This is a genomic window from Endozoicomonas ascidiicola, from assembly GCF_001646945.1.
GTDB classification, from domain to species: domain Bacteria; phylum Pseudomonadota; class Gammaproteobacteria; order Pseudomonadales; family Endozoicomonadaceae; genus Endozoicomonas; species Endozoicomonas ascidiicola.
Genome location: NZ_LUTV01000001.1, coordinates 992,567 through 1,017,847 on the forward strand (window position 1 = coordinate 992,567; position 25,281 = coordinate 1,017,847).

The 25,281-nt window shown below is 45.2% G+C and carries 18 protein-coding genes and 1 CRISPR repeat array; of the genes, 1 reads left to right on the forward strand and 17 read right to left on the reverse strand.

The window, feature by feature from the left end; genetic code table 11:
- Positions 1-510 precede the first annotated feature (510 nt).
- Positions 511-899: direct repeats of the CRISPR family, unit length 28 nt; unit sequence GTTCTCAACTGCCTGCACGGCAGGTCAC.
- A gap of 117 nt (positions 900-1,016) precedes the next feature.
- From cas6f to AKL11_RS04070, 5 genes are all read right to left on the reverse strand, one after another.
- Positions 1,017-1,628 carry a type I-F CRISPR-associated endoribonuclease Cas6/Csy4 gene (cas6f, locus tag AKL11_RS04050; RefSeq protein WP_067515289.1) on the reverse strand — a complete coding sequence of 204 codons (612 nt, stop codon included), beginning with the start codon at positions 1,626-1,628 and terminating at the stop codon, positions 1,017-1,019.
- On the reverse strand, positions 1,625-2,665 hold the full coding sequence (gene csy3, locus AKL11_RS04055) for a type I-F CRISPR-associated protein Csy3 (protein WP_067515290.1): 1,041 nt from the start codon (positions 2,663-2,665) through the stop codon (positions 1,625-1,627). Before csy3 ends, cas6f begins: the two co-directional genes overlap by 4 nt.
- Positions 2,640-4,691: a type I-F CRISPR-associated protein Csy2 gene (locus tag AKL11_RS04060; protein WP_067515291.1), complete on the reverse strand. Its 2,052-nt coding sequence runs from the start codon at positions 4,689-4,691 to the stop codon at positions 2,640-2,642. Before AKL11_RS04060 ends, csy3 begins: the two co-directional genes overlap by 26 nt.
- A gap of 2 nt (positions 4,692-4,693) precedes the next feature.
- Positions 4,694-5,932, reverse strand: a complete 1,239-nt coding sequence (locus tag AKL11_RS04065; RefSeq protein WP_067515292.1) for a TniQ family protein — start codon at positions 5,930-5,932, stop codon at positions 4,694-4,696.
- A gap of 77 nt (positions 5,933-6,009) precedes the next feature.
- Positions 6,010-6,300 (reverse strand): transposase, encoded by a 291-nt coding sequence (locus tag AKL11_RS04070; protein WP_067515293.1) that lies wholly within the window; start codon positions 6,298-6,300, stop codon positions 6,010-6,012.
- 87 nt (positions 6,301-6,387) lie between these two features.
- Between AKL11_RS04070 and AKL11_RS04075 the strand changes: the two genes are divergently transcribed.
- Positions 6,388-6,711, forward strand: coding sequence for a helix-turn-helix domain-containing protein (locus tag AKL11_RS04075; RefSeq protein WP_067515294.1), 324 nt, complete (start codon positions 6,388-6,390; stop codon positions 6,709-6,711).
- 309 nt (positions 6,712-7,020) lie between these two features.
- On the opposite strand, the gene AKL11_RS04080 is transcribed toward AKL11_RS04075, so the two are convergent.
- From AKL11_RS04080 to ahpC, 12 genes are all read right to left on the reverse strand, one after another.
- On the reverse strand, positions 7,021-7,911 hold the full coding sequence (locus tag AKL11_RS04080) for a helix-turn-helix domain-containing protein (RefSeq protein WP_067515295.1): 891 nt from the start codon (positions 7,909-7,911) through the stop codon (positions 7,021-7,023).
- 60 nt (positions 7,912-7,971) lie between these two features.
- Positions 7,972-8,109, reverse strand: coding sequence for a hypothetical protein (locus tag AKL11_RS25555; protein ID WP_172807233.1), 138 nt, complete (start codon positions 8,107-8,109; stop codon positions 7,972-7,974).
- A 137-nt stretch (positions 8,110-8,246) separates the two neighbouring features.
- Positions 8,247-9,860, reverse strand: a complete 1,614-nt coding sequence (locus tag AKL11_RS04085) for a UvrD-helicase domain-containing protein (RefSeq protein ID WP_067515296.1) — start codon at positions 9,858-9,860, stop codon at positions 8,247-8,249.
- A complete protein-coding gene (locus AKL11_RS04090; RefSeq protein ID WP_067515297.1) occupies positions 9,853-11,583 on the reverse strand; it encodes an ATP-dependent nuclease in 1,731 nt (576 codons plus the stop codon). Before AKL11_RS04090 ends, AKL11_RS04085 begins: the two co-directional genes overlap by 8 nt.
- A gap of 91 nt (positions 11,584-11,674) precedes the next feature.
- Positions 11,675-13,024 (reverse strand): restriction endonuclease subunit S, encoded by a 1,350-nt coding sequence (locus tag AKL11_RS04095; RefSeq protein WP_067515298.1) that lies wholly within the window; start codon positions 13,022-13,024, stop codon positions 11,675-11,677.
- Positions 13,021-14,631 carry an N-6 DNA methylase gene (locus tag AKL11_RS04100; protein WP_067515299.1) on the reverse strand — a complete coding sequence of 537 codons (1,611 nt, stop codon included), beginning with the start codon at positions 14,629-14,631 and terminating at the stop codon, positions 13,021-13,023. Before AKL11_RS04100 ends, AKL11_RS04095 begins: the two co-directional genes overlap by 4 nt.
- Before the next feature lie 77 nt (positions 14,632-14,708).
- Positions 14,709-18,215, reverse strand: a complete 3,507-nt coding sequence (gene hsdR / locus AKL11_RS04105; RefSeq protein WP_067515300.1) for a type I restriction-modification system endonuclease — start codon at positions 18,213-18,215, stop codon at positions 14,709-14,711.
- A gap of 428 nt (positions 18,216-18,643) precedes the next feature.
- Positions 18,644-19,663 carry a TniB family NTP-binding protein gene (locus AKL11_RS04110; protein ID WP_157673396.1) on the reverse strand — a complete coding sequence of 340 codons (1,020 nt, stop codon included), beginning with the start codon at positions 19,661-19,663 and terminating at the stop codon, positions 18,644-18,646.
- A gap of 23 nt (positions 19,664-19,686) precedes the next feature.
- Positions 19,687-21,687, reverse strand: coding sequence for a TnsB C-terminal domain-containing protein (locus tag AKL11_RS04115; RefSeq protein WP_067515302.1), 2,001 nt, complete (start codon positions 21,685-21,687; stop codon positions 19,687-19,689).
- Between the two features lie 109 nt (positions 21,688-21,796).
- A complete protein-coding gene (locus tag AKL11_RS04120; protein ID WP_067515303.1) occupies positions 21,797-22,429 on the reverse strand; it encodes a TnsA endonuclease N-terminal domain-containing protein in 633 nt (210 codons plus the stop codon).
- Between the two features lie 125 nt (positions 22,430-22,554).
- Positions 22,555-24,129: an alkyl hydroperoxide reductase subunit F gene (gene ahpF / locus AKL11_RS04125; protein WP_067515304.1), complete on the reverse strand. Its 1,575-nt coding sequence runs from the start codon at positions 24,127-24,129 to the stop codon at positions 22,555-22,557.
- A gap of 169 nt (positions 24,130-24,298) precedes the next feature.
- On the reverse strand, positions 24,299-24,868 hold the full coding sequence (gene ahpC / locus AKL11_RS04130; protein WP_067515305.1) for an alkyl hydroperoxide reductase subunit C: 570 nt from the start codon (positions 24,866-24,868) through the stop codon (positions 24,299-24,301).
- Positions 24,869-25,281 lie beyond the last annotated feature (413 nt).

Genomic DNA, 25,281 nt, shown 5'->3' on the forward strand with positions numbered 1-25,281 from the left:
GCAGGTTCCGGTTTGCTTCTTCCGAAGCTTTCTTTTTGTCGACCCAATCATATCAAGTGATTGGGCGGAACCTGCTTGGTTTTATGAAATATCCGGGCTAAGTACCCGATCATATTATCGAGTACTTAGGAGATGCGGCGGACTTTCTACCGCCAATAAAAAACCTCGGTAACAACAGATGACGTTTTGTTTCCGAGGTCTTTTTACGCAAACCGTCGTCGTATGAAGGCTAATACCGTATTAAATCAAAATTTAAAGCAGCAACACTCATGTCGGCACTTCCACTTTTTGACAAATAGTTATCAATAAGAATGGGGGCTGCAGACGATCTACTTTGTAATTTGTCAGAGAAATTACTTTCACTTTATGACAATTATTTAATTTAACCTTCAATTCATGACATTTTTTTGAGCATAAAAAACACCCTCATCAGGTAACTCTGATGAGGGTGTTTTTCTACTACCTGCACGGTAGGTTTGCACCTAGTGCGGCTGTGGCACCGCCGCCCATCTTCTCAACTGCCTGCACGGCAGGTCACGTAACCATTGGTGAAGACGTTTTCCTCAATTGGTTCTCAACTGCCTGCACGGCAGGTCACAGATATCCCGGGCTTTCCACTGACGGTGTTTAGTTCTCAACTGCCTGCACGGCAGGTCACTTTTCTATTGACCAAAGGTCAACCCCTGAAACGTTCTCAACTGCCTGCACGGCAGGTCACGCTTTATCTATTAGCAGCTGCTTATCTTGATCGGTTCTCAACTGCCTGCACGGCAGGTCACAAATATGCCATGTTTGCTGCGTATTTAGCTCTGTTCTCAACTGCCTGCACGGCAGGTCACCAGGCAACTCACCGCCGTACTTTCTGAAAACCGTTCTCAACTGCCTGCACGGCAGGTCACTAGAACAAGAGAAGCCACAACGTACACACGAGTTGAGACTAGGTCAGAATTATCTAAAAAACCATTATTTTTAACGTTCAAAAACTTCTATGGAAAACAATAAATTACAGGTAGCAGTCAAAAATTGGTAAAAACCAGCTCGGGCACTGTACCCTTGGCTTCTTGCTGATTCGCTAAACCATAACTGGTATATCCACCACAACTTATATTATTAGTCTCATGCCTCTGAACCCGGTAGTAAAAGACCTGTGCGGGGTTCTCAGAACTCGTCATCGGAATTTTGTGAAACAGCTGTATTGTTCGCTCATTGTTTGATGGGTCATAACGAGGTTGATACGCATACCCCTTTTTTTCAGCTATACGCTGCCCACGCCTTATGCGACGTTGCCTGCCGCCGGCACAATATTTATCACTCTTTTGATCTTTGCAATATCGAACTTCCGGAAGGTTGTCAGGTACCGTGATGATCTCGTGGAAGAAAAACTTTTTAAGCTTCTGCATCTGCTGAAAATAGGGGTGTACCATGAGTTGCTGTAGGCAGTGCCTGTCTGCGGCAACAAAACCAATGACATCACCAATGGTTGTGTTGCAGTATTCGGGAAACGTTACCCCTATGCTATTGATGCCTTGACTGTATTGGTATCCATGGAGAACTTTCAAACACCGTCCAACCATTAACTCATTATTTGATCGGGCCTTAAACCGAATACCAAAGGAAAATCGCATCATTTTTCACTCTTCTTCGGCCTAACACCACCACAGGTATGACAAGCCATAATAAAATGAATATCATTCATTTTTGAGCCGTTCAGATCAGGATTGGACTCAAGAATCTCAAGATAGTCGTTAGCATTTTGCAGCAAAGTGAAATAGTCCTTTCCATCCTTTGGAAGTCTATGAGCTGTCAGCCCTTCTCTGTCAGCTCCATAACTACTGACCCTTATCCGATAGTCAGCACCAGAAAACCAATCATCAATCTGATGCACTGCCGCACCGAGCTTGTGCCTCGTAAAGACAACTTGCTCCTCACCATTAAAATTACAGGTTACCAGCAATTTACTGAGAGATTCTCCTTCAACAAACCCCTGGCTTGGAAAAACTTCAGCACTCAAGGGTAGTTTTAGCTTTGCCTCAACCAAAATGGAGCAGTAGTCCTTTGGTGATGTGAGCGCCCTCTCAATCCGATCAATCCATGGCTCAAGAGCCTCGTCAAAATCATCCAAATCCCAGCTAAAGCACCTGGCTTGCACATCATCCACAATAAGTTGGTCTTTAGTCTTATAATCAGTAAGGCATATCTCCGTTTCCAACGTGCACTGGTTCTCCCATAACCAGACCCCGAGTAACAGGTTTTCAAGATATCTTCGGGCCAATACACGGTACCCACCTACATTCTTATAAGTCTCTGCCAGCTTTGCGACGACCTCGTTCATCTCTATGCTATCGCATCTATACAGCTTGCCGGAGTTGGCTTTAAATGTTATTGAAAAACGTATCACCAACGCCACAGCTTCTGGTGGCATGTAAGCCTCTTGAATCGTTTGAATGTTTGCATGAGACAGCGATTGAGGTTGCAAACTCTTCTTTATCTCCCCACTTGGGGCATATCCTTCTGAGTAACCATCCTTCGTTGCTGAAATAGTGGTTGTGTCTGGCGACAAAGGATGTTCTTTCGCTTTCTCATCAACCCAGAAAAACAGTCCCTTTCCGATATATAGTGAACGCTGTTGTGAGTGTTGTTTACTCAGTTTCACTTTTTGTGCCATGGGTCTGCTGCTCCACAGAAATTGCTATGCCAGAATCACTGTAATTCATAGACCAAAAACCACGATCAAGTGGATTCAATATATGCACCGATGAAAGCCTTATCACCGACATATCAGAATAGGCAAAAGCGTGAAGATAGCCTTCAATACCTTCTCTAACAGTGGGGGCGCCCAGAAACCGAAAGCCGGAGCCTATAGGAAGCACTTTACCTTCGGATAGCAGGCCGACCAGTTCATGCTTGCCGGGGCTTTCGCAGACAGATGAAATAATTCTTGCGTAACTCGGTAACTGGATAAGTGAAGACGATAAGTCGTCCAGAGAGCTATAAATTTCGCAGCATCGATAGAAATCACACTTCCCATAAGTTCCTTCTATAGGATTGGTCAATGTTCCGCCAGCAAATCTCGAAGGCATGCAGCCGAATAGATTATCCTCACTCAGGTCAATCTCTTTCGCAGACTCTGGTAGCTGTACAATCAAATCAAACTCAAGGTCACAACTCTTACGATCAATGATGGGAGCATTAGATATTCTCCCATTCTTTATTTCCTGAACTGGTAAAGGGTGCCCCTTATTTAAACTGTATTTCCGCAGAACGATAGCAAACCGGAAATCAGTTTGCCTGCTTTCATACCCGAGGTTACACAAAAAGGCATGTACCAGTCCTGCCCATGCGGTTAAGGCGGGTAGCCCAATTACGTATGGGTTACTTCTTGCGTTTACGTCATAAGCTAACAGTCGTTTGAAATGAAGAAACTGGCCTACTGTATCAGTGGATTTAACCGGCTCGGTTATTTTGATTAACGTTTCTTTTATTCCCTTTTCAAATAAACGCATCAGCCTTGGATGATATGCCAGCTGAACTGAGTATTGGGATTGCTCAAATATGTCGTTTAACTGCGATAAAAAATACTCAACGGCCTCATTCACATTACTTATACTGCCCCGAATAACGTCCAGTTCAGTGGTTTCATCCAGCATTTGGCTGATCTGATTACATCTTGATGGGTAATAAGCCCTTAACCTGCACAACAATGAAAAGAGTTCTTCCGCTATTGATTTAACCCCGACAGCCTGTTTCTGAAGACGATCCTTGCCTTGTTTCTCTGACTCAACGACAACCTTGCCCAAGGAACAGTCCAACAAAAAAGCTAAATTCTTCTTTTGAAAAACACACCGTACATTTAGCAAGTGCTTCTTAAACCGCCATTGATCAAGCAGATAATCAAGCTTACGATCCCGTGTTCCTAATTTAGGAGGATAGTGAAAGCAATATAACTTACCTTTGCAGGTTGCCAGAAAACTACTCACCAGAAATGGTCGTGTATAAAATACTGGCCGACTCATGACATCAGGATTGCCGACCAGATTATGAACCCATCTCTGAACACCTGCTGCCACGAGAGGCGTCACAGCAACGTATTCCCCCTGTCCGTCAGGAAACAGCAAAACCTTGCTTTCAGTACTTACTGAATCTGGCAAACAGCTATCCATTCCTCCGCGACATAGCTCTTGAAGCTGTTGAGCCTTATCCACTGGAAGCCCAAGAGTGATCAGCTCATCGATTAACTGACTGTTGACTTGCTGTGAGAACGCTTCAAATAGTGATGTGACCCTGTTATTCCAGAAAAATTCTGTCGCTAAAAAGTGGCTCCTTGATACTTTGTTCGCATTATGGGACCAGCCCAGATACTTTTCCCCATCCTCACCGTAATCATCAGTAAACCAACGAACACAACCAGTTGCTCGACTGTTTGGATCTTTAAGGTAATGGGTCGTCACCCAGGGTGTGGTTACAATAATGTCTGCATGCCATTGATCATTCTTCAACAACTCTTTGGCCGCAGCTTCATCGTCAAGGTCAGTTTTATCAGCACTTGATCGAGTCAAGTTCGTCAAAATAATGAGGGCTTCTCTAACATGGCCGTCTATCTCAACAGGCACATCAGAGAAAAAAGCCCTCTTTACCGCTTCATTAAACTCAGTTTTTTCCTCTACCTCCAAAAGGTCACCCAATACTTTCATTCTTACCACCTTGACAGATAGAGGTTGCGGTTCGAGTGCCTTGACTGAAAGCTCACTGACCATAAAACGAAGACATCTTTCAGCCTGAACAAGGGCGTTGTAGGGTTAACCTGCTCTTTATCTTTCAACTGTTTGCAGGGATGGAGTAACCCGTCTTCAATCAATCGTGCCAGTTGCTTGATGCTTACACCCAAGATCACACAAGCCTCAAAGCTATCCAGCAGGGTATGGGCGATTTCTGAGTAAGGGTGATCTTCCTGAAAAACAATCTGATCAAGAAATGCAAACACAGTCTTAAGCACTTCATTGGATGCTAGCCGGTCATCCGGAAGGTATCGACTTATCTTTAGCAGAGCACCAAAGAGAGAGCGGAATGCTGTCTCCTTCATAGATCTCTCAGAATATTCGAGACCTTCATAAGCCAGCTTCTCCAGTCGAGAGCTCAGCCTCGCTGGCCAATCATCAAAGAATTCAATACACCGTAGCAGGAAGTCATCATCAACTAGCGGAGAGCTGTCACTTTCTTTTTCTACCCACTGCTTAAACCATAGCACTGCCCCAAACACGGCTTCAGTCGTTGATTTTCTGAAAAGTAAATTATCCTGGTCACTGCTCTCAGGTTTGAACCCGTAGACCTGCTCTGACAACCTGACCAGCTTTGGGTTAGCAGGCTTAGCCACTGCTGTCGATAACTCAAAGCCACAAGGGCATGTATGCAATTCACCGTGACGAATATAGTCAATTGCCAGTCCGCACTGAGGACATGATTCGATCAATAAAGTCTGATGCTTTGGACAAGCCCTAACCAGAGAGATATGCCAGAACACAAGAATATAAGGCTTTTCCTTCAAGCATTGAGGACATATTGGGATACTTTCCGACCGGAAAAAGATTCTGGGTATATCTAACCCTTTCCAGAACAATGCCGTATGTTTTTCACCAAAGCGGCGAGAAGTTTTTAGCACTGCCATTTCCAACAGTGGCATACGATCTTTACAGCACAGTTCTGAAAGCTGGTGAAGCGCCCAGTATCGTTTACTGGATGAGGTATTGGCATGATAGAGGTTAAACCGGCTAAGATCGGTCGCCATTGCCCCAGCCAATTTGCCGCGTTGCTTTTGCAGAAGCTTCGCTAAATGGGGGAAAAGTTTCTTTACCCTGAAACGATTCTCCTCAGCAAGCCGAATGATGTAGCTCTCTAATGATTCATCATATTCAGGCTCAGGGCGGATAAGAAACATAAACAACCAATACTCAGGAATTCTGAGCTTTAATATAGATGTTTTTTATCCACCCGTAGCGTCAGGACTAAACTCTTTCAGGCCTGAGCAGCAAACATTCGTGCAGCTTTTTTCAGTATCTCATTCTCCTCAGAAAGGCGACCAAGTTCTTTTTTTAGCTTCTTAATTTCAACCTCTTTGGAAGTCACAGGGTTCACAAGTTGCTCTCTCAATCCATCAATCCCCTTTTGAACCCAATGCTTCATGGTTGCCGGATGCACATCCAGCTCCACAGCAGTAGCTTGGAGGTTTTCTCCATTATCCAGATAACGCTCAACAGCCTGAATTTTATAAGCCAGAGAATAGCTTTTACGTTTATGACCCTGCATTGCTCTACGCCCTAATAGCTAAGGATTCCTTAGTATCGTAGCACAACTAAAACTCAGACTATCTTAGCTTTTATAGTTAGGATTATTATGAGCGACAGAAGCTCGGAAGCCTTATCACCACTTCCCAAACGCCTGATGGAAGCACGACGGGCAAAAGGGTTGTCGCAGAAGAAGTTAGGCATTCTCGCGGGGATTGATGAATTTTCTGCCAGTTCGAGAATGAACCAATACGAAAAAGGCAAGCATGCGCCGGACTTTGCAACACTGAAGCGCTTGTCTGATGAGCTGGATATGCCTACTTGTTACTTTTATTGTGAAGAGGATTGGTTAGCTGAGATTCTAATACGAGTTCAGTTAGTGTCAGCTTCTCATAGAAGAAAAATCCTTCAGCTTCTTAACCTAGAGAAATGAAATATATAAAAAACCGGATATTCCCCTCAATAGAAGAATACCCGGCTTTGCCCACCCCAACCCTTATTGGTAGAGAGTCTTTCGAATTCAGTTCTGAGCACAGCACCTTCATCTAGCCAAGCGATATGGCAAACTCCTGCTACCCCTTCAAATTGGCCTATTTCAAGGCGTTACCGGCGGCATAACGACGGACTGTGTCGGTCAGGCTATGCGGCCTTGTCATAAAAGACTGGTAACAACAATATGTCTGATTGCCATTCAGACGGTTATGAGCCGATGGCTCTTGGCTTTGGGTTTATTCAGATTATATCAATAAGCTGTGATCTTGGAGACTCCTTTGACAGGAAAACCAGCATTCAAAAGTGCTTTCTTAAGCAGAAATGGCATAGCAACAAAATCGTACTGACTGTATAAAGGGTAAGAGTGCATTTCAGACAGAAGACCTTCAACCCGTTCCAGCATTTGTCCCAACTCTGAGAATCTCAAAAGTCTCGAATTCCAATGCGCTGCGTCATCGTTACAGGTTTGGATATACCTACTTTCGCGATCCATACTTGGAACTTTATACCTAGCCTCGGAAAGCCTTTGCCTCCGCTTATTCTCGACTTCTAATTGTTGATCAGAAAGCTCTCGCCGTGCCTGAGTCACAAGTAAGAACCGACCTCCTCCCAAAGAGTGGAGTATCCATTTTTCTACTGTTTGTTTTTTCTTCTGCCTACCAACTATAAACTCTCGCTGGAAGACAAACCGGAAGATGATCGGAGCTTCAACCTGAGTGATATCTTCGCTATGGGCGGCCTGATACTTTTCTCTTAAGCCTTCTTGAGTTTCGGAGCCACTATTTTCAAGCAGCTCCCTCAGGGCTCCTTCATCTACCAACCCCTCCACCTGAAATGGCGACGGATCAATGTCATGAGACTCCATAAATGCTTTCAGCTCAGAAGTTAACTTGTAATGATACTTCTGAGTGCTATATACCGTGGTACTTTGTTTACGTAAGCGATCGCCATACTCTTCCAATAAAAATTCAATTTGTTGGTACTTTGCCTTACTGGCTCCTTTTGACCAACCACTGACAACACTCTGTTGAACCCGAGCTTTTTTAGCTATCGCTGCCTGGGTCCAACCATCTTCAAGAGCAATACGTATCAACCTTTTGGTTTGTGCGAATAGTTTATTGTTCTCTTTATCCTGCGGCATCTTTACTGCTCCGAAAGAAGGGGTATCAGGCTCATTTATCTAGCCTGATACCAAAGACTCTTACTTTTTCTTCTGACTCTGGTTCGGGTTTAGTTGCTGACCACGACTACCCTGATTTTTATCATAGGTGGTGTTGGTACCCGGAGTACCTTTGTTGGTATTTACCATGTCAGCTTCGTGATTTGCTTGCTTACTCATAACAGTTACCTGCCTTTGGTTTGTTGTGCCGGAATGGCCCGGTAAATGTTAGAGATTGCAGAAAATCACGCTACTGATATATCTATGATAAAAAACTGATAATCGCTGATATTTTGTAACTGTGTATCAGCTAATACTTATTGCTGCTCATAAAGGCCCTCTAAACTTGGCAAACTGAAAAACTCCGACGGTTTTCCACGCGTCTCTTGATCTCTTGAATTGAACCTCTTTTGGCTTGTCAGTAAATAGCAGGCCTTCCTAGCTCGAGTAATGCCCACATAATGTAAATTTTTATCTTCTTCCAGGTCTGAATAGACAGCAGGAGAATCCCAGCCATTTTGAGGATATTTGACTGGAAACGCCCATTCATAAAGGTCAAGATGAAAAACAATATCAAACTCAAGCCCCTTTGCTTTGTGCAAGGTCATGATTTGTATTTCGTCTTGATTCAGAGGGTGGAATTTTGCAAGAAGCTCCGGATTACCAAGTACGACTTCTAAAGCCTCAGCAACACGATGGGGTATAGGGTCTGAGAGCATCTTTTCCACAACTGAATGAATGGCAACTCGAAGATTTTCAATCGCGCAAGACCTGACATTTTTTATAAGCCGTCGGAGGATGGCAGATTGATCTCTACTGGGTAGGGCTACGAGGTTCTCTAAAAGAATACTTTCAGCGGTCAACTGTTTATCAAAACGGTAGTGCAATAGTGCAATGCACAGGCCTGCATACTCTCCACCAATATCTGATAATGGGTCATCCTCATAGACTCGATGACGAACCGTCATGCCCTCTGCAACTTTTCTCAGACTTCTCTTTGCTCTGACCAAAATGGCAATATCTGAGTTATGATCAACATCAAACCTGTCTTTCAGACTCTCTATTGATGTCGAGATACTGCCAGCAAGGTTAATGACGGTACCTCCTCTGCTTGCACGATAAACCCTGATTTCCTCAACAGGCGCAAGCTCACAATCAGAGCTAATGACTCTTCGTGCATAGTTTGAAATGGATGGATGACAGCGATGATTTTCCAAAATGTAGAAAGTTTCAAAGTCATCTCCGTTGATGAGCTGCCGGATAAACTCTTTGTTCCCTTTACGAAAACTGTAGATCGCCTGATCCTCATCCCCAACAGCAATACCTGTTAACCCCAAGGACACCAACTTCAGGAATAATTCATGCTGGGGTAAAGATGAATCCTGATATTCATCGATTAAAACAGTGGTGTACCTAGCTGTTATGTATCTGGCACAGGCTGTCGAATGACTGAGGATATGATGGGCAAGAGCTCCCGCAGCTGACATAGGAATCCTTCCTGAGTGATACCACTGTTGCAGAACAGGTTCGTAATTCTGGAAGTGCTCAGCTCCCCAGTCCCAACCTGCGAGCTCAGCTTCTTCGGCATCACTCATTTTGAGAACAGGTTTAACGTCGCACTCTGCTCGTCCCCATAGGTGGCTTATGAAGGGAAAAACAATCTCTTTCAGACAGAAACTATCAATGGTGCCGAAGAAGCTTTGCCTGGTGTCGAAGGCATTTTTTTTACACCGCTTCTTTAATTCCTCGCTGGCTTTCACCGTAAAGGTTATACCGATAACTCCTTGGTAAGGCTTGAGTTTCGGGACAATTCTGCGAATTTTCTCAACAACAACGGTCGTTTTACCACTTCCCGGACAGGCTGTGATAACCATGTTGCCATCATGCTCTATTGCTTCCAGCTGCTCTTCAGTGAAAGTAAGGTCACTCATCACCAGTAGCCCCCTTCGCAGCCTTGTTCAGACAGAACAAAAGTGGCTTTGCCAACTCCCCGCTGCGGATGCTTTCTAAGGCCTCACCATACTGCCCCAGAAACTTTCTCATCCTTATGGCTTTTTGTTTCTGGAGATATTTCACAGCGGCAGAAATATCAGTCAGCTCCTTATTTGCGAATGTACAAAGCTCATTAGGTAACTCAAGAGAGAGGTCGTACTCCAAGTCTTGTTTTGACAGGTATATACCCAAGGCGTTCACGCTTCCTGACACAGTACCCCAAGTGTCATCACTCACAAGGGAGTAAGATGTTGTCTCTTTAGGTCTGTGGGGTAGCTTCTCAATCCCTGCAACTGCATAACAGCGATTAACACCAGCAAGCTGTCTTAACTCTACTTTTTTTACCGTAATCTTTGAAACATCATTATCCGTCCGCATGGCCCATGGGATACCCATGGCATTCAATATTTTGGTATACACCTCAAACTGAACACCATCCACAGCAAGAATGGATATGTTGTAAAAGTCCAGATCAATATCAAGCTTTTCTGCCAGCGTACTATAGAACAGCACCTCCGATGGACCCTCAACGAGCAGCACTGCACTGGCAAAGAAAGCTTCTGCAGGCAGGATGCTCATCCGGTAACCCATGTTATCCCAGGCGGTACTGATACAGTCTGAACACCCCTCACTGGCAGCCCGAGTTGCGCCATCTTCATTCAGCAAGCGGATAATCGAATCCGGGCTGTATTTAGCAGTTATCTGTGGCGAGTGGGATGTAATGATAGATTGACCAGGAAGCGAGGTATTCAGGTACTGAGCCAGTTTACGCTGCTGGTGTGGGTGAAGATGCGCTTCAGGTTCTTCTACAACGTAGAAGGTCACCTGACTGTTATGATCATGTTCGCGTTCGCTCTTACTCTTCCAAAGTGCCAGCAAAATCTGGTTATTACGCCCATCACCACCCAACATTACCTGCGAGCCGTTGGTGTTTGCACCCAATTCAAGTTTTTCGATGAACTGATTGACCTGGATAGCGCCAGAATCCAGCTGAACATTGTAATTTGCATGATGGTGGGCAAGCTTTTTTAGCTCTTTGTTAACCTGACGGGTTGCATTGGCTACATATTTCAGTTGGCTCACATCAGCATTAATCACTCCCAGTGATCTGGTGATAGCTGCAAGCTTGTACGTATCATGCGCCTTTTCTTCATCACTCAAGCTCTCTTGCGCAAACTTCAGCAAGTGGCGTTTTTCTCTCTGGATAAACTTCTGCAAATCTCGTTGTGAGTGAACGTATTTCAAGTTGATATGTTTCAGATAGAACCGGCTGTCTATTTCTTCCAGATCAGCCAGTGAATGACCCATGTACAGTTTAAAACTTGGCCCGTTACGTTGCCCCACATACCGAAAAAAGGTTTCACCTTCGTCGCTGACATGCCCTTTCAGCACAGAAAGAACAGCATCCTCCTCAACCTTTGAAAAAGCGATGGTGATCTCAAAGGTATCAGCCTGATTACCATCCTTATCGATATGAAAATCCAGCTCAGTCGGCTCGATATCCATATCGGAAAGGCTTTTATCCAGCAGCATGCGTAGCGCATGCATCAGGTTGCTTTTCCCAACATCATTACCGCCAATGACCAGAGTGTTCTGGGCAAATTTGATGGTGGCATCATTAAAATTACGGAATCCCTTCAGGATGACCTGATCAATGTTCATCGGTCCTATTGCTCGCTATTACTGACAGAAGAGTGGTGGTTTGCTTGGGGTGAGGTGTGCTAATTGCCCACCTGGTATTGGGTAAATTGAATCAGGCTTTGGCAATCTTTCTGGCTCGGGTTGCTTTTTTGGTGGCTTTTTCCAGCAGCTCTGCTTCGGCGCGGGCTTCGGCAATTTTTTGCAGCAGAACTTCTGCGGATTCACCCCCTTCTTGCTGATCAACCAGCTCGCCCCGGAAGGCTTTTGCTAGGATGCTTTGGCTCAGGTTATCCACCTGTGCTTTGGCGTTTTTGAGGTTGGATTCAAGAGCATCGGCAAATGCAAAGTACTCATCAACTTTCTTGACGATTTCGGTCTGCTCTTCGTATGTAGGGATAGGTATTTTAAAAGCCCTGATATCTTTCATGTTTATACGAGGTGCTGTACTACCCATGATCAGGCTTCTGACAACAGACAAAATATAATCAGAGTTTAAGACAATTGTTAAATATTTCGCTTGAATGCGATCTCCCGCACGAATAAGCAGCATACGTTGACCTAAACATAACTCAACATCCAGAGGTATCTGGCATGCAATTCCTACAGTGCCCTCTCGGCTGTATAGGATATCTCCTGGCTCTGGCTTCAGTCTTGATATACGAGATAAGTATGTTTCTTCACTAACGAATTGAGGGTCAGATAAATCCAAATGAAATGGATTAAAAGTATTTGTCCGCACGCATAGCTTTCCGGACTCAGTCCACTTAGGCGTCGAGTGAGGGCAATCAACAACATGTGAAGACACATTTGCAAGGGAGTCCACTTCCCAATTAGTTTTTTCAGACTTTCGCCATTCTTCTGTTAAATGCCCAGCTACCGCAGCGGCCAAAACCGATTGCCGGAACTGTTTGATAATTGCTGGCAGCTGGTCAAGCAGTGCTTCGATAGTGGCAACTTGGCCCAGTAGGTCATCCAGTTTTTGAACGATTTTTTTCTGCTCTTTTAACGGGGGCAAGGGAATTTCAAAATTGCGAATATCATCTGATTTGCAGGCTGGATACAACGCTCCCTGTGTAATACCCGAGATTGCATCAATAAATTTGTTGTAGCGGACGATATTGAAAATCCATCTTGGATCGACCATAACTGGTTTAAGAACATCAAAGCCTGTTGAAGCAATTTGTCCGGATAAAGTATCGTCAATCATGGCGACAGCGTTTAGATTTGGCCTGGTCATCGAAACCAAAACATCTCCAGTGTCTACAACCTTTCTAGCCCTGCTTGGTGCATCCTTTCCAATTATTACCGCTCCTCCTTTTACGGTTTTTGTCTGTCGATCAATACTGCTTATGTCGATATATCTGAAAACTTCATCGTCCTCAGGTTTTCTTTGTTGCGGCTTGCTACAAACACTACCAATAGTTGTTGTTGTCCAACCTTGGGGGAGATTCTTCAAAATCATTCATGATCTCCCGCATTGTCAGCAGAAACAGCTTCCAATTCCTCACGAGGCGCAAGATCAAATTCACTGGCAAGAGTATTGATTAGCTTGTCCGATGCTTCTTTTGCTCCCAGCGCCAGCATCAGATTATTAATCTCCTGCAACGCTTCCACCATCTCAGTCATGGCCTTTTCAGCCAGAATTTCCGGCTTCCCGAGGGTTGCAGCATCGGTGATTGAACGGTCTTTAAGCCAGGAGATATCCAGCGAGTCTCCTTTTACCTTACTGATATACTCCCGATCAAATTTACGCCAGCGGGCATTGGCAGTCACTTGCTCTTCTTCATTTGGCTCATGAGTTGAACCGGGCACATGATAAACACCTTCTGAACGTGGGCTATGGCCGTTTTTATCCGCGCTATACATCTCCTCAAACGGCTTCAGGTGGTGTTCTGTGAAAGGTGTTCGCTTACCAAAAGAGTTCATATTGGTACGCAGATCAAACACCCAAGTCTCTTTGGTGCAACCTATATCCTGATTTGGATTGTCTGGTGTCCCTTTCTGGAAAAAGAGTACGTTAGTTTTTACACCCGCCGCATAGAAAATACCGGTCGGCAGTCGCAGGATGGTATGTACATTGCATTTGTCCATCATATCTTTACGGATGGATGTACCCATCCCACCTTCAAACAGCACGTTATCCGGCACCACCACCGCTGCTCGACCACCGGGCTCCAAATTGTTGTAGATATGCTGCATAAAGCAGAGCTGTTTGTTATTGGTCTGGTGAACAAACTTACGGGTGATATTACTGCCAGAAGCACTGCCAAAGGGTGGATTAGTCAAAATCAGATCAGCCGCAGGTAAACTTTCACCGGTGGCACCCAGGCTGTTGCCCAGTTTGATAATACCTTCACCTTCGCCTTCAATATCATGAAGCAGACAGTTCATCAGTGCTAAACGACGGGTTCCGGGCACTAATTCAACGCCAACAAATGCCTTGGTACGCTGGAACTCCTGATCATCATCGTCCAGGTCTTCAAGATCGTTGGTGTTGTTCTTGATGTAGCGATCCGCTTCAATCAGGAAGCCAGCGGTACCCGCAGCAGGGTCCTGCACAATTTCACGCGCTTCCGGCTGCATGAGCCGTACCATGGATTTGATCAGTGCCCGTGGCGTAAAGTACTGGCCAGCGCCAGACTTGGTTTCGTTGGCGTTTTTCTGCAACAAACCTTCATACATATCGCCAAAATCATCACGGGCAGCGGTTTCATCTTCGTTGTACCAGTCCAGGGCATCCATGGCGGAAACCAGTTTGGTGAGGTTTTTGGCCTGGGTAATGCTGGTATTCACATTCTGGAAGATGGCCCGCACCACGGAGTGATCATCATCACCCAACTGGACCAGCATATTGCGATAGAACTGGTGCTGATCCTGCCCTTTCTTTTCCAGAAGGTTTTTCCAGCGGAAACCATCGGGAAGCAGGTCCTCTTCCAGTCCGGTTTCCTCACACATTTTCAGAAATAGCAGCGTGGCCAGCTCATTCACGTAGTTCTGGTAAGAAACGCCACCATCTCTCAAGTCATCGCATAACTTCCAGAGCTTGGAGACCAAATCATTTTTGTTCATATAGAATTCTCAAAACAGTGAAGAAGCTGGAATAGCCAGCTTCCATAGTGAAAGGTGTTGATTCTATTTTATGGGAGTCAGGCCAGTTCATCCCACATATAATCGGTAAACTTATCCAGAACCTCGGTGAGCTTACCTTCAAAGGCGGCATCGATCTTGCGTTTACCACCTCTGCGGCGATAGTTACCGATTTTAAAGGTATCGTCGTCTATCACGACAGACTCTTTCAGGGTCTTTGCCAAACGTTCCAGCCACTCTTGCTGAACAGGATTCCACTGATTCTCATGCTTGATTTTGATCAGGGCATGGTCAACACGCTCATCAAAGGGTTTGAGTGCATCCCCTACGGCGGCCTGACGGATATGACCAATCAAACGAGCAGCAATATCTTGATTTGTTTTTGCCTTCCAGGCAACACGAAGGCTGGATTCATCGAAGTACTCTTTATCGAACCATTCTACCAGATCAAGCAGCCCCTTACGGGTGAGATCCCTTGGTCGGTTGGCGATGGTCTGGAGTGCTACATGTTTGTTGAGGTTATCTTTTACAAAACTGTCAAAAGCTTCGAGGAAATCATCTGCTTTATCAAACAGGCCATACTCCCGGCGAACATCGATAACCTTATCGGGAATATCGGTAAAGATAGGTTCATCACGAAGATCATTGATGAGCTCTTTCAAGTTCTCCAGACGCTCCACCATACCAGAATCTTGCTCAAAGATTTCTGCGGCTTGTTGTGGACCTTTCTCTTTCAGCACCCGACCAAGGCTATTGAAGTCACATCCGGCAATACCTGCCAGTACGTCATCAAAACGCTTTATGCTTTTATCAACGTCAGCTGATTTCATACGGTTGAACTGAGCCAGACTAATAATGCGCTGAATCTTACTAACCAACTGTTCATGGCTGTGCTCGGCAAAACTGCGACCGTCCGCTTCCTGAACATTATAGGTTTCGGAATCAGTAATCTCGTTAACCAGTTCCCGGAGAGATACCTTGGGTCGGATCACTACGGGCTTCATCGTATCCACAGGCTCTAGCGTTTCGTAGAGATTAACCGCATCAAAAATTCTGAATGATGTCTTACCAACCTCTGGGCATAAGCGGGTTGCCCGTCCTTTCATCTGTTCATATAGAATTCGGCTCTTCACTTTACGTAAAAAGACCAGATTACAGATGCTGGGCACATCGATACCGGTGGTGAGTAGATCCACTGTCACGACAATGTTTGGCAGACGTTCTTTATCAAAACGGGTGATAAGTCCCAGTAAGCGTTTGGGATTATCTTCACTTTCCCCAGTAATTTTCAGGATGGCATCATTTTCAAGATCAGGATATTTCTTCTTGAAAGCAATTCTAAGATCCTCAACAACCATGTCTGCATGACTGTTCTTAACGCAGAAAATCAGTGTTTTTTGGGGGCTGGTAGGGTCAATATGGTTGACCAGTTCTTCACAAACCGCTTTGTTAAACCCCGGCGCTATTACCTTTCGGTTAAAGTCTGATACATCAAAGTTTTGCTCATCTTCGAGAGCATCCAGAATCAGTTCACCGTTTTTAGTGATTCTCTGAACGGTTTCTCCTTTTTCCAGCTTGATACCACCATCAGATAACTCGGTTACGATTTTTACCGGTGGCTCCTGATCGGTGAGATAGCCATCAATTACAGCTTTTCTATAACTGTATCGATAGACTGGCTCACCAAAGATATCCAGTGTGTGCAATGCAGGTGTCGCAGTAAGGCCTATTTTTATGGCATCAAAGTGGTCCAGAATACGACGATAGGAGGATATATAATCTTTCTGGTTGCGGAAGACCTGCTCACCCTCAGTTTGTTCCTTATCCAGGATATAACCACGGTGGGCTTCATCTACGATGATGGCGTCATAGCGTTCTGTCGGCATGAATTCATCGCTAAATAATGTACGCTTTACCAGTGATTGAACCGTAGCTACGTGAATGGCTGTGGAGTCATCCGGGAACTTATCGGTCAGCTCCTTAATGTCAAAGATGGTGTTGAAAGGCTCATCGTTGATACGGGTATCATCAAAGGAGTCAATGGCCTGCTCTCCAAGTGCCGTGCGATCAACCAGGAAGAGAATACGATTAAGTCGTCCAGACTGTATCAGCCGGTACATAATGGCGATGGCTGTCCGGGTTTTTCCCGTTCCCGTTGCCATGGCCAGCAGCATGTTCTGCTGTCCGCGCTCGATGGCCTTTTCTACTGCTAATACAGCTTCTTCCTGAAAGTAGCGCAATCCTAAACGATCCAGAGTATTGCCTTTCAGCCACTCATGAGCCTTTTCCGGGTCGCTTTTGAGTTTGCTGAGAAGCTCCTCTGGCTGATGCCACACAGGCAATGCCTTGGGATGATTTGTTTTTTTGCGCACATCCCGAAACCATATGCCACTCTTGGTCTGCAGCTGCCGTAAGTAAGGACGGCCATTCGTCGAATAGACAAAAGGAATCTGGAAATATCGGGTACCTGATGAGTCGACCCAGACTGGATGATCATCTGTAAATTGATCGTTAATTAACGTCCGTGAGCCTTCATCTGCAGCTTCATCCAGCAACGTTCGCTTCAGGAAATTATGGTCAAAATTAAGGCTGTAATTCTCAGCCTGGTTCAGCTTACCACTGACATCAGCATTTTTTTTCTTTGCCTCAACAACGGCAACCGGCTGCAGTCCAACAAAGAGAATGTAATCTGCCCAGCCACCGTCTGCAGTAGGCCATTCAGCGATAGCACGGTTCTTGCCCGGCTCAGGTCGGACATCTTTGGCAAACGTGAATTTTTGCGTATCGGCTTCCCAGCCAGCCTGACGGAGTTGGTCATCAATCAAGAAGCGAGTTTCTTTTTCACTCAGATCCAGGCTGCGTTTTGCTGCCCGTTCCGTCATCTCTTTCTTGTATTCTTTCCGCTGGCGGTCAGTTTTCTTGGCCAGCTCTTCATCTTTTTGTTTTAGCTGAGCTTCCAGTGCCTCGATACGGGCTTTTGTCTGTTCTTCTGTTTCTTCCTGTTTGCTTTCCAGAATGGAAATGTAGCCTTGCAAGGCGAGCAGCTGATTCTCTTTGGAGGCCAGTCCCTCCGCAGTTTCGGCTTTGCCCCCCTGAGCTTGACGAAGTGCCTCTTTCAGATTCAACACTTCTTTTTGTAGCACTTCACCTGACTGGCTTGTAGGTACAACAAATACTGGTGCAATAAAGTCGGTATCTTTTTTCAGTAGCCGGTAATACCAAACTGATAAGCGGTAAGCGAGACGTAGACAGTTCTCAGCGTCACCAAGGTCATCATGAAACTTATGAACAGCCTCGTTACCAAGCTTACGTAGTTTATGAAACACTGAAATGATGGACTCATCAACCCAGGCAATCTTTGCCAGTTCTCGAAGCAGCTCATGCTGGTTATCGGGAATATCGACACAGAGTAACTTTGCCAAATGTTTGGCACTCGCCTCACCAAACATGCGCAGTTTGACCATGGTCGTGTTTGGATCATCAGGGTAGTTCCGCTCTGCAGCAAGAGCCAGACGATAAAGGATATCATTTACGCCTTTTAAAAACTGAAAGTTACTCTGTTCCATAGGTCAACTGGCGTTTTGGAAATAAACGACGAGTATTCCATATAAAACAGCAGGTGTCACACGGGAGAAACCCCAGCACTCAAGCTTTGTGTGGACGATTATGGTTACTGCTGAGGATATAAAGAACCTTTAAACCACCACGCTTTGAGGACATATGACGAAAGTGTCGAGATGAAATGTGTTCAATTGATCTGATGCAGCTCAAAAACAGTTGCCGAGTTAATCATGGAAGACTGGGTTAGTGCTAAGCGAAAAATCCCATATCCTGTCTGGCACCTTCTGGTTCGGATGGCGTTATCTGAAAAAGACTTACCGACCCCAGTTTGAGGAGTCGGTCTTACAGGAGCTTCAGGGATGACATTCGCTATAGACTTTGTCCAGCCAGGTACCCAGATAGCTGCTGTCATAATAACATCAACAGCTTAGATTCAGGTCGCTGAAAGAGCTTCCGACAACTTCAACTCTTGAGTGTATGTTTGATCAACAACAGGGCTCTGACCTCTTTTGGCATCTTTATCCCAGTAGGAAGGCTTGGCCAGCTCCACATACTTAATCATGTCGAGGCTCTTAATTTTAAATGGGTTACTCTCAGGAAAGAAAATATCGCAAGCTTGGCAAAAATGGTCATATTCCATTTTAGAGGCATTGCCTCTCACTGCATTCACAACCGCCTGATCAATAACACTTCGAAGTACACGGAGGTTTCCTCGACTCACAGCAAAGAGTCGCAAGGCGATATCCTTACTTCCTAGTCCTGCTTTTTCTGTGAAGCCCAAGTCTTTAGCAAACTCTTCATCAAGCATATCCAAAAAACCGATATAAGCACCTCTATCCTGATCTTGAGTGATTCTAAAAGGGGCGAGATAACGCCGCCTTAGAAATCGGCCCGCCAATTGGGAATTTTGCTCTACAGCATGCAAGCACCAAGGCATACCAAAGAGAATGAAAGGTCTGTTTGTTCGAATTATCAGGTTTTTTACGCATTCAGTTGCATCGTAAACCAAACGGCGACTGTCATGTTCCAGAAACCCCTGAGCTTCATCAATAATGAATAGCTCAATACCAAGTCGATCCACAAGTCTAACAATTTCACGCAGCAAATCTTCTTCATCATCAAAATCTTTAAAGTCGACTATCTCGGGCCCGATAGATTTCAATATACTGGTAAGTAAGCCCCGTTCACTCACCTTTGTGGGAAGCACTGTATACACCACCGGAATCACAGACGCATCGAGTTTCTCATAGCGTTTGTGGTCATCCCTAAATTTAGCAATCACTGCAGACTTTCCGGCACCAGTATCTCCCCTGCACAGCATGCAAGCAGGCTCCCCACCACACTTCGACAAATATTTACAGTCTTCCATTTCAGCAAAAATGTTACCGTGAATATCAGACCAAATACGCTTATCTCTGGCGATTCTAATTTTCTCTTTCTGCTGTTCAGTCAAGACAATACTCATTGATATTCCCCTTAGGATGCGCTCCAACCAGAGCGATCTACAGCAACACTCCAGTCATCGCTGATTTCCTTCTTGCCTCCCTCATCACCTGGATAGCTTTGAGGTTTATCACTTGAAGAGGCTGCTATGTCAGTTAACGAACCTGAAGAATCATCTGCTACTTTTCCATATCTTGCAGCTTTTGCTGTTGCTCCAGCCTTACCTTTTCTACCTCGATTTTCCCAATTTTCAATCTCACGTTTAACCAGCTCTTTGATAGCGTCACGGGCAGCGACAACATCATCATGTTTATACTTTTTACGGATATATTTACGGGCGTATTTTTTATGAACTTTATGCTGCCACTCTGAAAGCCCAACAGCATACTCATGATCTACCGCCAGCACTTTGATGTATTTTCGTTCAGACTCATTAAATACATGGATGTGACCAAGATCATCAGGGTCAACTTTATACATAACCTGAGTACTTCCGATCTTTCCCCGTAGCTTAGCAAGCTCATCCGAGTCATATTTCAAATTCAAATATTGAATGCCGCCACGGCGGAGCTTGCTATATTTGGTTCTGCCAAGAATAATATCTAAACGCTTTGGATCGACATGGCGTGGGGGGAAATCAAGAATGCCTTCCTTCCAGGCAAGATCAGGGATGATGGTGCCTTTGGCGACGGGTTGTTGCTGATAAACATCAATGACCCAAGTATAAAGAATCTCAAGGAAAGTGCTGAACGTAATAACAGCATTTTTCTCAGGATCATAATCCCCTTTCTCAAAAATATTACTGAAGGTCTTTCCCGGTAGATCAACAAGCAACTTTTTATTGATGGTTCCGTATAAGCGCTCGATCTTGCCTTTTAACCATGGTTTTTGTACCGGATTATACTGAGTTTGAATATTCAACTCCGCTAGAACAATTTCAAGGTCCTTTGACCAGAACTCTTTCCCATTATCAAAAACAAAAAGCTCTGGTACACCAGAACATACCCATGGATTCCTCATCTCAGGATAGCGCTCTTTAATATATGTTTTTGGAATAATTATGGACTTAAGAAGTTTTGTTAGTGATAAGAAGCTTGGCGGATGAAAACCAATATAGAAGCCAGTGATGGATCTCGACATCGCATCAATTGAGGTGGTTAACCATGGTCTTCCCAAAGGCATGTAGTTTTCATCATCGACCACAAACACGTCGAGCTTCGTATGATCCACCTCTACTCGCTGCAATGCCCGTTCAAGTTTCAGAGACATACCCACAGACGCAAACTCGATATCTGCTTTTCTTTTCCCTTCTCTTGCAACCATTATTTCATAGGGTGGTTCTGCCTTTATCCGTTTTCTCAATACGTCGTAGCATGGAGTCTCAAACTGATCATCTTCAGACCTTGTTTTATTTGCTTTTGTTATATATCCATCCAGATTATCCCATGCTTCATGTATCGATATTCTCTCTTTGGTTTTATATGTCTCTATTGCATCTTTTATATAACCTTCAACCTCATCGGAAAACCGGCTTTTCCAGTTTCCTTGCTTCATTTGGCCTGAAAATAAAGCCTTAATGGTTTGACCGTTTGAACTATACGACTCATTCCAGCGTGCCAGCGTCCTCCAACCAGGAGGATTACTGTCGTTCAACTCCCTAGCTATCTTGGGTATTAAAGGTGTAAGGGATTTATGGGTCCAGGTTTCGACCAGCTGTCGCAATTTGCTAATGTACTTAAATCGCAGGACAACCTTCTCCCTATGTTTTTTGGGTAGGCAAGCCAAGTCTTCTGAAAGAGGGTCTTCTTCTTGACTGTCCGGACTGTTGATCACGAACTCAACATTTCCATTAGCAAGGCTTGATTCTATTTCTTCAATACTACGACTTAACGTGTTGCCACCCTGCAAAAGATTTGTGAGTTCAAGCCGTTTTTCTGTCCTGCTTTCAACCCTCAGCAGCAACTCTTCATCAGTATCTATCTGTGGGATCAGTTTGAATACAGTGCCTTCAGTAAATCTTTGGATAATAGTCATGATATTTATGTCAGGTGTCTGATAATGAAGTGCTTATTTCCATCATTCCTGAATGCAGGACGCAGGATAAGGTACACCTCCTTCACCTACGCCCAATCAGAAGCGCGGTTTATGAACGAATTTGCACCAGTGATTCTTTCGTTAAAGGGGAGGAATGAAGCTCTGCATCCAGCTGGTTTCTGGCGATTAAATCGTACGTAAGGGGCAGGAGCTGAGTTATACCCATACCTGAAGAGAGAGCAAGCTCCTGGATACTCACTCCATGATTTCCAAATGAAGAAACTCTGTCCAGGACATGCCGATGCTCAGCAGTAATAGGGTCATTGTTTCTGTATTTGTGAAGTATTTGGAGATTACCCAGGTAGGGCTGTTTACGAATTAGCTCTTCAGTCCATAACCAAAGATCTCTTCCCAAACGCCTTGCTTCGTCCCTCTGACAATAAAAGCGATCCAGAAAATCTTTTCGTTTGGCTATTCTCAGTGGTTTTACTTCTATATATGGCTCTTGACCGCTTGCCATCCGGACAAGATGGTCAGGCGTATATCTACGAACTTTATTCCCATCGATATACTCAAAACCCTCTGGCTGGGACTCAAAGGATTTTACTTCCCGGTCATATTCAAGAGAATAACAGCTATGAAACTCAAGCGTGGACTCAGTAAGAACAGTGGAACCATTCTTAGGGCTAACAAAACGGTGAATATTGTTAACCTTGGATTTTCCGAGTTTTCTGCGATACATAAAAAAGACCTCGGTGATACAACACTTGGAGTATTGTTACCGAGGTCTGTTTTGTCAAAAATGAAGTTTTATGACAACTTAAAAAGTTTTATGTCAAAATATCAAAGCAGCAACACTCAGGCAGCTTATTGCTGCTGAGGCTCCGGCGTACGAATCAGATAATCGAATGCACCCAGTGCTGCCGTGGCTCCACCACCCATGGCAATGATGATCTGCTTATAAGGCGCAGTCGTCACATCACCAGCAGCAAAAACACCAGGCATTGACGTATCGCCCTGAGCGCCTACGATGATTTCACCTCGTGGTGTCAGTTCGAGAGAGCCTTTCAGGAACTCTGCGTTTGGCACCAGACCAATCTGAACAAAGATCCCTGCCAGTTCAACGGATTTGCTGTCGTTGGTGGCGCGATCGTTATAGGTCAGGCCAGTCACCTTTTCGCCATTGCCAATCACTTCTGTGGTCATGGCTTCGGTGATGATATCAATATTGCCCATGGAGCGCGCTTTGCGTTGCAACACGTCGTCTGCACGAAGTTTGCTGTCAAACTCCAGTACGGTGACGTGTTCTACGATACCGGCCAGATCAATCGCCGCTTCGATACCAGAGTTACCACCGCCAATCACCGCAACTCTCTTACCTTTAAACAACGGGCCATCACAGTGTGGGCAATAGGCGACACCTTTACCACGATACTCCTGCTCACCCGGTACATTCATTTCTCTCCAGCGGGCGCCGGTAGCGATGACCAGTGAACGGCTCTTTAGCATTGCACCGCTTTCCAGTTCTACCTGAATCAGATCACCCACCTGCTCTGCTGCAACAATTTTGCTGGCACGCTGTTGAGTCATGATGTCCACATCGTAATCACGAACGTGTTCTTCCAGACTGGCTGCCAGCTTTGGACCTTCCGTGGCTTTCACAGAGATAAAATTTTCAATGCCGACGGTATCCATGACCTGACCACCAAAACGATCAGCAACAATACCGGTACGAATGCCTTTACGGGCACTGTAAATAGCGGCAGAAGCACCGGCAGGCCCACCACCAACCACCAGCACATCGAACGGTGCTTTTTCAGAGATTTCTGCCGCTTGTCGTTTAGCAGCGCCAGTATCCAGCTTGTTCAGAATTTCCTGCAGAGAAATACGACCCTGGGCAAACAACTCACCGTTCATATAAACGGAAGGCACTGCCATGATTTTGCGTTCGTCCACTTCTTCCGGGAACAGTGCACCATCAATCATTACGTTGGTGATGTTTGGGTTCAGGGCAGACATGATGTTCAGCGCCTGCACCACATCCGGACAATTCTGGCAGCTGAGAGAAACGTAGGTTTCAAAACGGTAAGTACCTTCCAGTGCTTTAACCTGTTCAGCAACGGCGTCGTCTACTTTGATCGGATGACCGCCACTGTGGAGCAGAGCCAAAACCAAAGAGGTAAATTCGTGCCCCATTGGCAAACCGGCAAAGCGGATTTCACTGCCTGTGGCCTCGGAGCAAACCAGCATTTGTGGACTGCGTTCACTGCTGTTTTCGAGCGTTGAGATCGACACTTTGCCGGAAAGGCTGGCAATGTCGTTTGCCAGAGAATCCATTTCAGCGGATTTATTGCTGTCATCCAGAGACACTAATAATTGAACCGGCGTCTTCAGGTTCTGAAGGTAACTCTGCAGTTGGGTTTTCATGGTTGTATCAAGCATATGCGCCACCTTAATTATAAAATTTGAACAAAAGCAGGCTTATTCGGGTGAGCCAGAAAAGCTGACCAGGCATTATGGTTAGGGAGTTGGGTTCGGTAATCAGAATGCCTCGTCAGCCTTGAAGAGAAACACCCGGGCAATGCCCGGGTGTTTGGCTAACAGTCGGCGTTTAGATCTTACCTACCAGATCCAGCGAAGGTGCCAGAGTCTCTTCACCTGGCTGCCATGCAGCTGGGCAAACTTCGCCGTCGTGCTCAGCGATGTACTGGGCAGCCTGTACTTTACGAACCAGGTCTTTAGCGGAACGGCCAATGCCCAGATCGTTGGTTTCGATGGCTTTGATTTCGCCTTCTGGGTTGATCACGAAGGTGCCGCGCAGTGCCAGACCTTCTTCTTCTATCATCACACCGAAGTTGCGGGTGATGGTGCCCGTTGGATCGCCGATCATTGGGAATTTGATCTTCTGGATGGTGTCAGACGTATCGTGCCATGCTTTGTGAGTGAAGTGAGTGTCGGTAGAAACAGAGTACACTTCAACACCCATGGACTGCAGTTTTTCGTAATGGTCAGCAACATCGCCCAGCTCTGTTGGACATACGAACGTGAAGTCTGCAGGGTAGAAGAAGACAATCGCCCACTTACCCAGCATGCTTTCTTCAGTCAGGTCAATGAATTCGCCATTGTGGAAAGCGGTCGCTTTGAATGGCTTGACTTTGGTGTTGATCAGAGATTGAGTCATCTTATATACCTTCTTGGTTTCTCGTTATGGTTTCACTACGGCTAACGTTGCGCTGAGTGCCTCAGCTCGTTGTAAGTAAGATTACGACCAAACCGCGAAGGGTTAAAATTAATTAAAAGAATATACTCAATAGATTTTGTTAATTGACAGACATTCGGCTTTCCGAATCTATAGATCGTGTAAGCCGCAATAAAAAAAACTGCCAGATTATTGATATATATCAGTTTTATCATATAGTCCAGCGCTAGCCCGGATATTTCATAAACTTGCTCCTGTTCTCACTTGTCCCTTGCGGCTCTAAGAAAGTTTTGTTCAGTCGACCGGACGCACCAGTCCGGCACTCCTTCACAAAATTCCTTAGAACCACAAGGTACTGCGCGAGATCCAGGGCAGTTTATGAAATATCCGGGCTA